The organism is Isobaculum melis (assembly GCF_900111355.1).
GTDB lineage: Bacteria > Bacillota > Bacilli > Lactobacillales > Carnobacteriaceae > Isobaculum > Isobaculum melis.
In genome coordinates this window covers 28,108-42,717 of record NZ_FOHA01000015.1, presented here as the reverse complement: position 1 = coordinate 42,717, position 14,610 = coordinate 28,108, and the positions used below count along the sequence as shown (strand labels likewise).

At 33.9% G+C, this 14,610-nt stretch carries 15 protein-coding genes and 1 riboswitch; of the genes, 2 read left to right on the top strand and 13 right to left on the bottom strand.

Annotated features, from left to right (window positions below):
• The first annotated feature begins 60 nt into the window (after positions 1-60).
• A complete protein-coding gene (gene mnmL, locus BMW29_RS10805; protein ID WP_092653284.1) occupies positions 61-1,011 on the top strand; it encodes a tRNA modification radical SAM protein MnmL/YtqA in 951 nt (316 codons plus the stop codon).
• Positions 1,012-1,026: 15 nt separating this feature from the next.
• On the top strand, positions 1,027-1,593 hold the full coding sequence (gene mnmM / locus BMW29_RS10800; RefSeq protein WP_092653249.1) for a tRNA 5-(aminomethyl)-2-thiouridylate-methyltransferase MnmM: 567 nt from the start codon (positions 1,027-1,029) through the stop codon (positions 1,591-1,593).
• A 102-nt stretch (positions 1,594-1,695) separates the two neighbouring features.
• Here mnmM and BMW29_RS10795 read toward each other — a convergent pair whose 3' ends face one another.
• From BMW29_RS10795 to BMW29_RS10735, 13 genes are all read right to left on the bottom strand, one after another.
• On the bottom strand, positions 1,696-2,412 hold the full coding sequence (locus BMW29_RS10795) for a transaldolase (RefSeq protein WP_092653247.1): 717 nt from the start codon (positions 2,410-2,412) through the stop codon (positions 1,696-1,698).
• 39 nt (positions 2,413-2,451) lie between these two features.
• The gene (locus BMW29_RS10790) at positions 2,452-3,099 is read right to left on the bottom strand and encodes a class II aldolase/adducin family protein (RefSeq protein WP_092653282.1); all 648 of its coding nucleotides are present in this window, start codon (positions 3,097-3,099) and stop codon (positions 2,452-2,454) included.
• A 27-nt stretch (positions 3,100-3,126) separates the two neighbouring features.
• Positions 3,127-4,227, bottom strand: coding sequence for a PTS fructose transporter subunit IIC (locus BMW29_RS10785; protein ID WP_092653245.1), 1,101 nt, complete (start codon positions 4,225-4,227; stop codon positions 3,127-3,129).
• Positions 4,228-4,246: 19 nt separating this feature from the next.
• A complete protein-coding gene (locus BMW29_RS10780; RefSeq protein WP_092653243.1) occupies positions 4,247-4,561 on the bottom strand; it encodes a PTS fructose transporter subunit IIB in 315 nt (104 codons plus the stop codon).
• 15 nt (positions 4,562-4,576) lie between these two features.
• Entirely contained in the window at positions 4,577-5,044 is a 468-nt protein-coding gene (locus BMW29_RS10775) for a PTS sugar transporter subunit IIA (protein ID WP_092653241.1), read from the bottom strand.
• Positions 5,037-7,019 carry a BglG family transcription antiterminator gene (locus tag BMW29_RS10770; RefSeq protein ID WP_092653239.1) on the bottom strand — a complete coding sequence of 661 codons (1,983 nt, stop codon included), beginning with the start codon at positions 7,017-7,019 and terminating at the stop codon, positions 5,037-5,039. The genes BMW29_RS10775 and BMW29_RS10770 overlap by 8 nt, the downstream gene beginning before the upstream one ends.
• A 318-nt stretch (positions 7,020-7,337) precedes the next feature.
• A complete protein-coding gene (locus tag BMW29_RS10765) occupies positions 7,338-8,807 on the bottom strand; it encodes an MDR family MFS transporter (RefSeq protein WP_092653237.1) in 1,470 nt (489 codons plus the stop codon).
• Positions 8,808-8,929: 122 nt separating this feature from the next.
• On the bottom strand, positions 8,930-10,120 hold the full coding sequence (gene metK, locus BMW29_RS10760; RefSeq protein WP_092653235.1) for a methionine adenosyltransferase: 1,191 nt from the start codon (positions 10,118-10,120) through the stop codon (positions 8,930-8,932).
• A riboswitch (SMK box riboswitch) is annotated at positions 10,118-10,203 on the bottom strand. (Overlaps the previous gene by 3 nt.)
• A gap of 73 nt (positions 10,204-10,276) precedes the next feature.
• Complete coding sequence (locus BMW29_RS10755) at positions 10,277-11,428, bottom strand: tyrosine-type recombinase/integrase (RefSeq protein ID WP_092653233.1); 1,152 nt, start codon at positions 11,426-11,428, stop codon at positions 10,277-10,279.
• A 64-nt stretch (positions 11,429-11,492) separates the two neighbouring features.
• Positions 11,493-12,359 carry an Rgg/GadR/MutR family transcriptional regulator gene (locus BMW29_RS10750; protein ID WP_092653231.1) on the bottom strand — a complete coding sequence of 289 codons (867 nt, stop codon included), beginning with the start codon at positions 12,357-12,359 and terminating at the stop codon, positions 11,493-11,495.
• Positions 12,360-12,749: 390 nt separating this feature from the next.
• Positions 12,750-12,935: a hypothetical protein gene (locus tag BMW29_RS10745; RefSeq protein ID WP_092653229.1), complete on the bottom strand. Its 186-nt coding sequence runs from the start codon at positions 12,933-12,935 to the stop codon at positions 12,750-12,752.
• 194 nt (positions 12,936-13,129) lie between these two features.
• Positions 13,130-13,714, bottom strand: coding sequence for a hypothetical protein (locus BMW29_RS10740; RefSeq protein WP_092653227.1), 585 nt, complete (start codon positions 13,712-13,714; stop codon positions 13,130-13,132).
• Complete coding sequence (locus tag BMW29_RS10735) at positions 13,715-14,602, bottom strand: conjugal transfer protein (RefSeq protein ID WP_177165752.1); 888 nt, start codon at positions 14,600-14,602, stop codon at positions 13,715-13,717.
• Positions 14,603-14,610: the final 8 nt, after the last annotated feature.

The window sequence follows — 14,610 nt, the reverse complement described above, 5'->3', positions numbered from 1 at the left end:
TTATTTTCCACTAAATCCTTCAAAAGTCATGGTAAAATAAGAGCTATTGAGGTGGAAAAAATGAATTTTAAATATACAAATGATCCAAATAAACGCTATCACACATGGAATTATGCCTTACGCCAACGATTTGGCGATAAAGTTTTTAAAGTTCCTTTAGATGGCGGCTTTGATTGTCCAAATCGAGATGGCACAGTTGCCCATGGTGGCTGTACCTTTTGTAGCGTTTCTGGTTCTGGTGACTTTGCAGGAAATCGCGCAGATCCATTACCAATCCAATTTCAAAAAGAAGTCCAAATGATGCATAAAAAATGGCCAAAAACCAATCAATACATCGCTTACTTCCAAAACTTTACCAATACACATGCTCCAGTTGAGGTCTTGCGTCACCGCTTTGAACAGGTCGTGAATGAACCTGGTGTTGTTGGTATTGCCATTGCCACACGACCTGATTGCTTACCAGATGATGTGGTGGATTATTTAGCTGAATTAAATGAGCGCTACTATTTATGGGTAGAATTAGGCTTACAAACCATTTATGAAGAAACCAGTCGCTTGATTAATCGCGCACATGACTATCAAACCTATTTAGATGGTGTTGCCAAACTCAGAAAGCACAACATTCGCGTTTGCACCCATTTAATTAATGGCCTACCAGGAGAAACAACAGACATGATGCTTGAAAGCGTGCGTCGTACCGTTCTTGATTCTGATATTCAAGGAATTAAAATTCACTTAATGCATTTAATGCGCAACACAAAAATGGTGCGGGATTATCATGAAGGACGCTTAGAACTCATGGAAAAAGACACCTATGTCAATTTAGTTTGTGACCAACTAGAAAGCATTCCTGAGGAAATCATTATTCATCGCCTAACCGGAGATGCACCAAGAGATACCCTGATTGGTCCCATGTGGAGCTTAAAAAAATGGGAAGTATTGAATGCGATTGATGCAGAAATGAAACGACGTGATTCTTATCAAGGGATTCATCGCGTCAAAAACAACTAAAAGGAGTGTGCCATGATGTATTTAAAAACCGCGGTTCCTTTCAGCCATGATTTATTAAAACAAGTGATTGCCCCAGGAGATACAGTCATTGATGCTACTGTTGGTAATGGAAGTGACACTGTATTTTTAGCAACTTTAGTAGAGAAAAAAGGTCATGTTTATGGCTTTGATATCCAAGCAGAAGCCATCAAACAAACACAGGAAAAATTATTATTAACTGGTTTAACAGAGCAAGTAACCTTAGTTCATGCAGGACATGAAACGTTCAATCAACATGTTCCAGAAACAAAAGAAATCAGTGCGGCGATTTTCAACTTAGGCTATTTACCTAAAAGTGATAAAAGCGTGATTACCAAACCTGATACAACACTTTCAGCTGTCACACAAATGTTGGAGCGACTAAGAAAAGCTGGCTTACTGATTATTGTAGTTTATTATGGACATGACGGTGGAGCAGTGGAAAAAGATGCTGTGTTAGCATTTTGTGAAAGCTTAGACCAAACACAATATAATGTATTGCAATATGGTTTTATTAATCAGAAAAATGCGCCGCCCTTTGTGTTGGCGATTGAGAAGAAATAATCTACCAAGCAAAAAACTTAGACAAGAAAAGCTGTCTAAGTTTTTTGCTTGTGTCATACTGTAACTTACTCACTATTACTAAATCTTTCCATTCTTTATGCTTTATAAAATACGAAATCCTAATTGTTGAATATCTTCTTGGAAGGTTTGGATTGTATTTAAGGAAATTTCTTCTGGTGTTGTACCAATTCCGCTTAATTTACTAATAATTTGCGGTGGAACGGTAATAATATCACAGCCTAAACGCTCAGCTTCATAAATATTAAATACTTCTCTGGTACTTGCCCATAATAATAAGGTTCCTGCTTTTGTATCACAAATTTGACGACTTTCTTTCACAAACTGAATAGGATCAATCCCACTATCTGCTAAACGTCCCACAAAAACAGACACAATATTTGAGGTTCCTGCTTGAAATACCTCAACCACTTCTTTGACTTGTTTAGCTGTTGTGATTGCTGTGATATTCAATTGAATGCCATCTTGAGAAAGTTTTTTAATTAATGGCGCTGAGCTTTCTCCTTTGGCATTCGTTACAGGAATTTTTACATAAACATTTTTACCAAAAGTAGCAATTTTTCGTGCTTCTTGCTCCATTGTTGCAAAATCATCTGCAAAGACTTCAAATGAGATGGGCAAAAGTGGAAAGTTGCTCACTGCTTCTTTTGAAAAAGAGACATAATCCTTTATTCCAGCTGCTTTCATCAAAGATGGATTTGTGGTAAAACCTGATACAAATCCTGTCTGAAAGCTTTCTTGCATTTTTTTAATCTCTGCACCATCTGAATAAATTTGGATTTGAAACTGCTTGTTGTTCATTTGTTCATTTCCTCCATTCATCAACTTTTTTTGCTTTACTTATTCCTCTAAATTATAGGCATAGGTTCCTTCTTCCATTTTATGAATGGCTAGCTTATCAAAAATCATCGCTTTATAGGCAATATAAGCGTTATATTCTAGGCGCTCTAACATATCATGCGCTTTATGTAGGCTCGCCTCTGTAATCAATACGCCATGTTTATTCAATAGAAAAGCTTTTGATAGCACATCGTCTCCTAAAGCCTCAATACGTTCTCTCACCATTTCAGCTAAGGCTGGTGAACAGGCTGGTTCAAATGGTAAACAAGGAATCTTACCAAATTTTTGTGTTGCTTCAGTTAAATTAGGCATATCAATTCCCATTGAAGCAAAAACCATTGATTCTTTTGCATGACCATGAAGGACACAGCCAATTGATGGATGCTGTTTAAAACAAGCCATATGCATATTAATTTCTCTCGTTAAACGGCCATCACCTTCAACAATATTTTCATCCATATCCACAACTAAAATTTGATAAGGTGATAAATCACATAAATGATTTTGTGACATTAGCGTTGGTGTCATAATAATATGTTCATCATTTATTCTGACACTCACATTTCCACCCGCAGCATTTGTTCCATAACGTTGGTACATATTTTTAATAATCGTACATAAGTCTGTTCTCTCTTTTTCATATAACATCTTTTCCACACCTTCCATATTTAAGTCTTACGCTTCAGCACTTGCTTCCTGTCTTTTTTTATATAAATGATTGGCTCTGAAGATCATACCGAAACAAATAATCATCACACCTGTAACCAAAGAGATTAAAAAGCCAATAATATTATTCACTAAAGGATAGGTAAAGAAGCCAAAGGTTGAAATTGGGAATATTTCACAACCAAATGCAAAGCCCATTGCCCCTGCTACTCCTGATCCAATCATTGTAATGATAATCGTAAATGGATCTGCTACAGCAAAAGGAATTGCCCCTTCTTGAATACCCAATAAACCTAGAATCAGAGAAGGAAGTCCATTTCCTTGTAATTGAGGCGAAAAGACTTTTTTCCCAACCACAAATTTATCTAAAATTGTCGCTAAACCAATACCAATCGGTGCCACAACCCCCATCATACAAGCAATATATGAATACCCTGTATCAAAGAAAAGCTGTTTCCCAATGGTACCTGCTGCTTTAGAAACTGGTCCACCATAGTCCACACTTCTAGCTGCACCCAAAGCTGCAGACAATGTAATTCCGCCGCCTTGACCAATTGATTCTACAAACCATTTACTTAAGTTGGTAAAACCGACACCAATTGGTTCGATAGCTACCTTACTTAAAATAATCATGATGAAGCTACCCACCACAGGTAGAATAACCATTGTTTTAACACCCATATATTTTCGATTCATCTTGATATTTTTATTTAAAAATTTCACGGTAAATCCTGCAAAGAATCCTGCAAGTAATGCCCCGACAAAGCCTGCACCTAACATATTGGCTAACATACCGCCCAGAAATCCTGGCGCTAAACCAGGTCTATCTACAATTGCAAAAGCAATATATCCTGAAAGAACCATAAACATAACAGGCATAAAGTTTTTCCCAACAATTTGGTTTGCCCAAACAACATTTCGAACAAAAGCATCGCTACTTGTTAATAACTCTGGATCATTTGCAGCAAATCCACCTAATTGCCCAATCAATGCAGTAATCCCTAAAGTCATCCCTGCAATAACAGTAACTGGTAACATATAAGAAATCCCGGTCATCATATACTGTTGAAATATCAACAATTTAGCTTTAATTCCTTTTTCATTTTCCATTATCATAAGCCTCCCATTGTTATTTATTGAAATAGTCTGCCATAATTTGATCAATACTTTCTATTGTTTGATGCAATGGTACTTTAATACTTTTCTCTTCATATCCTTCAAAACGCTCATTGTCACGAACTGCTACACCGACTGAAAATACAATAAGGTCTGCATTTTCAATTTCTTCTGCTGTTAGACGATCCTCAATGCCAATCGAACCTTGTGTTTCTACCTTGCATTCAAAGCCTAATTTTTTAGCAGCATTTTCAATTGCTTCAGCAACTAGATACGTATGAGCAATCCCTGCTGGACAAGCTGCAACACCAATAATTTTTTTAGTCATTTTCTATTCCTCCTATTAATTTTCATTTTTTTCTTTAATATGATTTTCAATATCTAGTAATAACGCATAGATATCTTCCTTCTGTTTGCTCTCAGACAACTTTCTTCTAAAATCTTCATTCATCAACATCCGACTAATTTGAGATAAGATGACTAGATGTAAGGTTCCTTCTAAATGTTGCGGCACACCAATCAGAAAAATTAAGGATACTTCTTTATTTCCCTCTTGCTCCCAAATAAATGGCTGTTCGGTTCTACAAAAACCAATAAAAGGCTCTTTCACTGTTTTGGTTTTCCCATGAGGAATCGCGACTTTAAACCCAATTGAAGTTGGAAACTCCTCTTCTCTTTGCATCACAGCTTGAATAAAATCTTCTTTTGAATCAACTAAATCTAATGCTTTCGCAGTCTCTGATAATTTCGATATCACTTGGTCCCTATTTGTAGCGGACACATCAACAAATATCATGTCTTTTCTAATCAATTGCGCTACCTCCTACCATTTCTAACAGCTGATTTTTTGTTTTACCCGTTAAATATCTTTTAACAGAGTCCTTTGTCCTCACAATTTGATAGATATCATTTAAAATATCACGGACATCTTTTAAATCTTTTTCTGAAATACACAACATCACAATTGAATGAACAAATTTTTCGCCCCATTTAATTGCAGTTGTATTCGTTAATAAAAATATTTTCGTTTCTTTCAAATTTTTAGGATTGCCATGCGGAATGGCCACACCAGAATTTAAGGCTGTGCCACCCATTAATTCACGCTGCATCAAGCTTTCCCTAAATTCCTGTTCAACAATTTGATCCGTTACTAATTTTTCTGTCATAAAATCAAAAACTTCTTCTTTACTAGCAAAATTCTGATTTGTATAAATATAACGTTCATCAATCCATTTCTTTAAAACGGGAAAATCTATTTCTTGTTCAGCATCTTCAATAGACGCATCTTTCAAAAAAACATCGGTATAAAACTTTGATACATTACGAATATCCACATCACTCATTAAAGGCGACACATGAATAATTGGGCGATTCAATTTTTTGATTGGAACCGTTGTAATAATAAAGTCTACTTCATCAATATTATTTTGATACAGCTTATCCAAAGAAACGACTTCAATAATATCTAAAGCTGGTAAAAAGCGACGAATCCGATTTGCAATTAATTCAGATGTACCAATTCCTGTTGGACAAATAATCAATACTTTTTTACTTCGTGCATTTCGTTCAAGAGCCGCTTGAAAATGAACCATCATAAAGCCTACTTCATCTTCTGTTAATTCAATTTCATATAACTCCTCCAGCATGCTCATCACAAACCAGGTCACGCTAAACATGACAGAATATTCTTCTTTTATGGATTTTAATAAAGGATTTTTCACGACAATTTGTGTTTTTAAGCGATATAACATCGGCACAAAATGTGCTAATAAATTCTCATATAAATACACATCTTGAGACAAATCAATTTTAATGGAATCACTCATTTTTTCGATGAGTTGCTGAACAATTTTTGAAAACTCAGAAGTCACAACCTCTTGCTGATCCACATAACTTTGGACACCATTTGCAACAATATATTGATTAAAATACATCCGATCTTCTTCACTAAAATAAACCGTTATTTGCTGGGACAAATCATCCAGTAATTTTTTAGAAATAAAGTAGAGCTTTAAATTCATCACTTCTTTATAAATAAAATTTTGATTCGACATTTGATGATGCTTTTGCTGCATTGCGCGATAAGTCAGAACAATCAATACATTTAATAAATTAATCAAATAATAGTCAGCTAAGGGATTCTTCTGCTTATGCCCTAATTCCTTAATCAATTGAAAAGAAGTGGTGACAATTTTTTCATCATATAACTGCTTCATACACATCATAAAACGCTCTAATCCAGAGGCAGAGGCACTTTTATATTTTGCGTATGACTCATTTAATTGAATCAAACCTTTTTGCCACTCTTCTTCATTACCTTCCACAAAAGTCCCACATGAATTGCTGACTAATTGAACGGTTTTGGAAGAAGATAACATTTTTTGAATTTCATCAAAATCACTTGAAATAGAGGACTTACTAACCATAAACAGTTCAGATAACTGCTGATAAGAAAGTGTTTCTTCCTCTATTAGTAATTTTTTCAAAATGATAAACTGTCGTTCCTTTGGTATATTGTTAACTTCAGTTTGACTTTGAGTGAGTTGGTTAAGAAGTTTAAACTTTTCATCTGCATGCCCTTTTATTGAAATACCAACTCGAGGCTTTCTCTCCAATATCAAGCTTGTATCTTTTAAGAGAATTTCAATGTGATTTAAGTCATGGTGAATCGTTCTAGAGGATACATTCAACTTATCTGAATAATATCGAACAGGATGAGCCTCACTGTTATTGATTAATAATCGAATCAGTTGGAATTGTCTTTTTGTAATCTCTATTTCCCTCACTCCTTTTCCCACCTCTTTAAGAAAGCGCTTTCCTTAACTGTAATTTAGCATAGGAAAAACTTTTTGACTATGACATCCTATTGCAACACTAATGTTGCAACTGCCTAAAGCTGACTCAAATTAGAGTCTAAATAAGGTCGCTAATCAATAAGAAGAAAGAGCCTATCTATTAAAATTACTAGATAGGCTCTTCTATGAAAAATAATAAAAATAATTTATTTTTTTCTCTTGCACTATTTGGACAACAAAAAAATCCAAGCAAAAATGCTTGGATTTTTCTACTCCTGCTCAACTATAGGAATCTACTTGTTGCGTTATTTAAGCTAACTCTTTTTTATTAAACAAGTTAATCACTAAGGCAATAAACAACGTAATCGCTGCTGCAAAATAAACACCATGCAGACCGCTATATAAAATATCTCTAAGTGTGGGTACCAAATCAGGGTTTAATTCCCCAACAGTTAATGGATTGACCAATTTATCCATCATACTATGCGTCACGCCTTTCCCTGCATTTGCCGCGATATTGTTGGCAATATGCATATTCAAGACAATCCCATAAATAGACACCATCACTGTTTGACCAAGCGTACGTGCTAAGGTATTAAAGGAAGTAGCTACCCCTACTTGATCTTGTGGTACAACATTTTGCACCGTTACGGTTGTGGTTGTAATGGTAATCCCAAAGCCAATTCCCAATAAAGCTGATATTAAAAGAAAGACCACGAAATCAGTTGTTTCTGGTGCTAATGCTAAGAAAATAGCCCCTGCCCCAATCACTAATATACTACCGGTTAAAATGAATTTCGTTGCATATTTAACAATCATCCGACCAGCAATGAAAGAACCAAATACCCAAGTGATTGACATAGGTGTTACTGCAAATCCACCCATAGCAGCTTTCAAACCAAGTACCCCTTGCATCCACATTGGAATATACATTTCCACACCAATTAAGAAGCCACTCACTAAAGCAGCAATCACATTTGGAATCACAAAGGCACGATTATTAAATAAGCTTAGTGGAATAATCGGATCTGTTGCTCTTCTTTCCACAATCACAAATAAAATAAATGACAGCATAGATACAGCAAAAACGCCAATTAACATAGCTGAAATCTCACTATTTTCTCCCAAGACTTGGAAGCCATAAAGTAAGCTTAACAAGGCAATCATTAACGTAATACTGCCTAAATAATCAATTGGTGCTTTTTTGACTTCTCGTTTTTCAACTAAAAAGACATACATCATAATCGTTGTAATAATTCCTACTGGTACATTAATGAAGAAAATCCAATGCCAGCTTAATTTTTCAACAATAAAACCACCTAATAATGGCCCAATAATTCCGGCAACACCCCAAGCAGCTCCATTTAAACCAAGAATTTTTGCTCTTTTTTCAAATGGATAAATATCTGCAATGATGGTAAATGCAATTGGCATAATAGCTCCTGCCCCTACACCTTGAATCGCTCTAAAGACAATTAATTGCTCCATACTTTGAGCTAAACCACATAATGAAGAACCAATAATAAATAAAATTGCTCCAAACATAAAAATAGGCTTACGGCCAATTCTATCAGCTAATTTCCCGTAAATTGGTGTCATCATCGCATTAGTTAAAAGATAAATCGACACCACCCAGTTCATTAATGATAAGCCTTCTAAGCTCCCAACAATGGTTGGCATTGCGGTTGAGACAATTGTTCCTTCTACAGCTGTCATAAACGTTGCTACAAAAATAGCAATGGTTACCAATACAACATTTGTTTGTTTCTGTTTTTTCATATAACCTATTTCCCCCTTAGTTCCATCCCATCTTCCAAAACTAAAGATGCACGATGACATAAAGAGACAACCTCCAAATAGAATACATACAGTATCCTAAATAGAGGTCGCCTCTTTTAATATTACCTCGCCAAGCTCCCTTGTAACGCTGCTACTTTATCAGTACGTTCCCAAGGTAAGTCGACATCTGTACGACCAAAATGTCCATATGCAGCGGTTTGTTTATAGATAGGTCTTCTTAAATCTAACATATCAATAATCCCTGCTGGACGTAAATCAAAGTTCTCTCGAACCGCTTTAATTAAATCTGATTCTTTATAAGATGAAGTGCCAAAAGTATCAATTGCAATCGATACAGGTTGTGCCACGCCAATTGCATAAGCTAACTGGACTTCACATTTATCTGCAAGACCTGCTGCCACTATATTTTTTGCAATATAACGGGCTGCATAACTTGCTGAACGATCCACTTTTGTTGCATCTTTCCCAGAAAAAGCACCACCACCATGGCGTGCGTAACCACCGTACGTATCAACGATAATCTTTCTCCCAGTTAGACCGGAATCCCCTTGAGGACCACCAATTACAAAACGACCTGTTGGATTAATAAAGTAACGTGTCTCATCATCTACTAAGTTTGTTGGTAAGACCTCTAAAATAACTTGCTCCATAACATCTTTCTTTAATTGCTCCAATGTAATATCTGGATGGTGCTGTGTACTAATAACAACTGTATCTACACGTTTTGGCAGCCCATCTTCAGTATATTCGATTGTCACTTGTGATTTTGCATCAGGTCTTAAATAAGAGATAATCCCTTCTTTTCTCACTGTTGCTAATCTTCTTGCTAATTGATGTGCTAATGAAATCGGTAATGGCATAAATTCAGGTGTTTCGTTCGTTGCGTACCCAAACATTAACCCTTGATCACCTGCACCAATTTGATCATATGCATCATCTGCGCCACTACGTACTTCTAATGAATCATCTACACCTTGGGCAATATCAGAGGATTGCTCATCAATGGCAACCATTACTGCACAAGTATCTGCATCAAAACCATACTTCGCACGTGTGTATCCAATTCCGCGAATGGTTTCTCTCACAACCTGTTGAATATCTACATAAGTATTCGTAGAAATTTCACCTACAACTAGTACTAGCCCAGTTGTTACAGTTGTTTCACAAGCAACTCTTGCCATTGGATCCTTTGCTAAAATCGCATCCAAAATCGCATCACTAATTTGATCCGCCACTTTGTCTGGATGTCCTTCTGAAACAGATTCAGAAGTAAATAAACGTCTTTCTGTCATTCTTTGTTCCCCCTTAAAATAGTTCGGTTACAAGGCATCTTTATTGTTATAGACAATAAATCCTCTCGGGATATGCAATTGTATTAAAATCATATTATTATAACGCGTTAACAGTGTATTTTGCAAGGGGTAAATGACAGAAGATTTCTTTTTGACCTAATTTTGACCTATTTTTTTCATAAGTGCATCAAGTTTCAAAAGTGTATCTTTCTTGGTGTAGTCAGTCACATGTAAATAAATCGTTTCCGTTATCTTACTGCTACTGTGTCCCATCATTTCCTTGATTGCTTCCAATGATACGCCTGCTTCGGCTAACATACTTACCGCTGTATGTCTGAATGTTCTTGAGGTTACATGTTTTTTTATGGAGGTTTGTGCCACCACTTCCTCTATTTTATCATTTATTGTTCCAACAAGATATGGGTTACCAACATTTATAGCTTTTGAAAAAAACAATAATTTATAGTCTGATTTAAGAGTCATCTTTTCTCTTATCTGTTCATTCTTTTTCATTATTTTTTTCAATTTATCCATTAACGATTGTCTAACAAATACTTTACGTACTGATGATGTTGTTTTTGGTGTAGTCAACTTAAAGTCTTCAACAGCAATCCTTGTTAGTGACTTATATATTTCAATTGTGTTATTTTCAATATCTAAATCACTTTCCAAAAGAGACAGCGCCTCTCCAATTCGCATACCAGTTTCAGAAATCAGTAAAAACAATGTATGAATTTCGTCAGTGTGTGTTTTCTCACTTACAGCTAAAAACTCTTTTAATTCATTCAAGTTTAAATATTTTCTTTCAATTGCTTCTTTTTTTGAAATGACATCTTCATCAAAAAACGGCATTCTAACATCACCAACAACATTAAAATAAATAAATTGCTTCTTTAAAGCATACTTCATAATTAAACTAATTGTTTTCTTGTAATTTTTTATTGTCCCATAAGCATACCCCTCACTTTTCATTTCTTCAAAAATATCTTCTATCATTTCCGAAGTGATCGCGCTAATTTTTTCATTCTTAAATTTTTCAGAAAAAAAAGAAGCCTGAGCTTCTTTGTGTGAAAGTGTGCTTACTTTAATACCTGTCTTTCTATAATCATTTAACCATATTTCAGCAACTTCTTTAAACATTGCTTTATCATCAAACAAAAATTGGCTTTTACGAACAATTTTCGCGCAAGCTAGTTTTGCTTCTTGCTTTGTTTTAAAACCACGCCTTGTGGAATATTTCCCGTTTATCTTCTCTTTAAAAAGCCATCTAGCACCCTTTTGCGTTTGATATTTTTGAAAACTCGCCATTTTTTTTATCCCCCAAAATAAAAAAAGAACCTACTAAGTATGTAGGCTCTAATTTCAATCTATTCTATTTTTTATCCAAATAAACTTCTTTTTCTTTTAATAACCCATTATACAAATTAACATCATCAAACATTTTACATAATGACAATGAATTTTCTATATCCTCTATTCCTTCTCCATCCCCAGTAATCACACGACAAACACCTTTTCTAAAAAGAGCTACAATATAATATAAGCTATTGTTTTCTTTTTTTGATTCCTGAATCACTTCATCTAAATACCTTAAGGTACTAGAAGATACTTCATTATTTTTTATCATTATCAGAGTTAAATTAATTTTTAGTTTCATTTCTTGCATTCTATTATCTAAATAATCATCATATTTCCTCAGAGACTTTATTGCTTGGTTAACAATCTCCACAGCTAAAGATACTGGAAACAAGAACAGAATATAATTGATTAAATGAATGTCAAATAAACTCCACACTTCTATTTTTGAAATTCGCTTCCATATTGGTTTTACTAGCTTGCTCGCCATATCATAATCATTATTTGATATTTCTACCATTGCCATAATAATCGCTTTAATTTCAGTTAAAGCAGTATTTTTTTGTACTTCTATCATGTCATCACATTCTCTTAATAAATCATAAAGTACATCTTTATTTGAATTTGAAGCAACTGAAAAGAATTTCTTTTTAAATTTTTCAAAATCGGCTAAGTTGTAGCTATCATTTATGTAGAAAAATTCTTCAAAAGAAACATTTAATTGTTGCAACATGATTCTAAATTTATCAACACTAGGATTCACATCATCATTTTCAATTTTAGCAATCAAAGAACGCGATATTTGATTGTTGGTAACTTCATTTTGTGACATTTCCCTTTCTATTCTCATTTTTTTCAAACTCATACCATACTTAGTGGACATAAAAAGCCTCCTTTTTTTCCATGTGAATATATTATACTTTTTTTAATTATGCTATAATGATTTTAAAATTGCAAAGAAAGGAGAGAACTACTTTGGATATCCTTAAATACATCATTACCACATTTGACATTTGGATTATGAAATAAAACAATGTATAATATCTTCACATTCTACATTGAAACGTATTTATTTTCATGATACAATCTCGTTAAGACAACAAGATTAAACATAATTTGTCCTTGAATTTTGTTCAAGGACTTTTATTATACATAATTCTACCTGTTAATCTTTTCTAAAAAAGAAAAATATTTTCATTTTACTATGAGTATACAACACATTATTAAAAAAACATTAAAATGTGTAATATACTCACATTTTCAAGACCACATTTTAGTGGTCTTTTTTGTTTCTACGTTCTTTTTCTTCAATAATCAATTTTGAAATAAACTTGGAAATTGTAGGCTTTGTATACCTATAATCAAATCTACTTTCTTCTGCTAACATCACTAATAAATATTCGTAGACTGTTTTATTTAAAGTAATATCTTTTCTTACACTATTTTCACCTATCGCCATTTTTAGTCCCTCACTTTCGTCTGCAGTAATAAGTGAGGGACTTTTTGCACGTGTAGAAGGCACTCACTTATTACCTGGTTAATAGTTACACACTTTTACCTTCAGCAAGAAGTACGTGACTTTTTACTGCAATAAATTACAATACCTTTTTGTTGATTCTGATTTTGTTACAATTATTACATTGCTGGAGCAAATTACCATACCTTTTGTTGATTCTGTTTTTGTATTGATTCTGTAAACTGCTTGTTCACTAGATAGCCACCTATAGCCCCTTTTTCAACTTCTAAGGTTAACAATAGATCGTAGTCCACTTTGTCATTGTCAGCTACTTTAAAGCTGTAATTAATACGAACCAACACCATACTTTCACTGGTTCTATAAATATCAACATTGTTCAATTTACTTTCAAATGGCACTACAGAATCAGTTGTACCAAAACTTTCAACAAATTGATTATATGTTGCAGTAACAAATGGTTTTAATGCTTCGTTTCTATCTGTATTGTTTGAATAATTGTACATTGCTTCTAAATAATCATTTACAAAAGAATCAACCTCAGCATTAGAATCTTGATTTTCTACTGTATGCAATTCTTTCGCTTTGGCTTCTTTTGATTCCAGCATTTCTTTTTCTTCTTTTAAGCTGGCACTTTTTTCTTGAAGCTGAGACACTTCATCATTTAACGTTTGAATTCTTGTTTGCTGTTTACGGTGTAAGCTGAAACCAGCAAAAAGCAGAATAATTACAACCAGTCCAGCTATAATAGCTTTCTTATCCATTTATTCCAACTCCTCAATGACATATTTATCATTCTGTTTTGATAATTGAATATCATATTCATTTACAACAAGCATTTGGGTATCAGTATTTTTATAAGTGACATAGAAATGTGCTTGGTAGCCATCATTTTCTTTAACGATTAAATTTGAGATTTCCACAAATTCATAGTTTTTTTGAATTTCCTGAACATTTTCATCTTTCACATAATACACTAATTCTTTTTTTGTTGATTGTGGATAAATTTTAAAGAATGTTTCTAAAAATTCTTTGACTTTATTATAATCAGGTACTGAATCAGTAGATGTATCACGCTTTCTTTCATAGTCCGACTTTTTAGGCATTGCAACAAAAGTTGGGTTCTTAATGATTGAATAAGCGTTATCCTTAACATAAACATCTAGTGTATAAGCATTTTCAACATGCTTATCTTGTACTTGTTGTTGCACAGTAAACATCACTTCATATTCAGTTTCTGCTATTGGCTTCACTGAATAGACTTTCACATTAGATACAGATACTTTTCCTTTCACTTCTTTTAAATTGTCAGTGTTTGTCTTTAGTAATTCATTTGACAAATATTTTTCAAGATTTGCAGAACGTGCCTTTTGCGAATCTCCGTTTGTATCAAACGAATAATAAGTTTTTGCAAAGTCCGTTACAAAATTTGTGATACCTGAAATATCTGATTCTTTTTCTTGTATCACTTTTGTTTCATTAATTGTAACAATTCTCTCTGAACGAAAATTATTCCACACTCCAAAAACAACACTGAATATTAATAACCCCCACCCCACCACAAGAAAAACCTTGCGATTTTTTCTAGGCGTAATGTGGACTACTTTTTGTTTTTTCTTCTTTTTTTCTTGATTTTCTTTTTTCTTAAACAATTTTATCA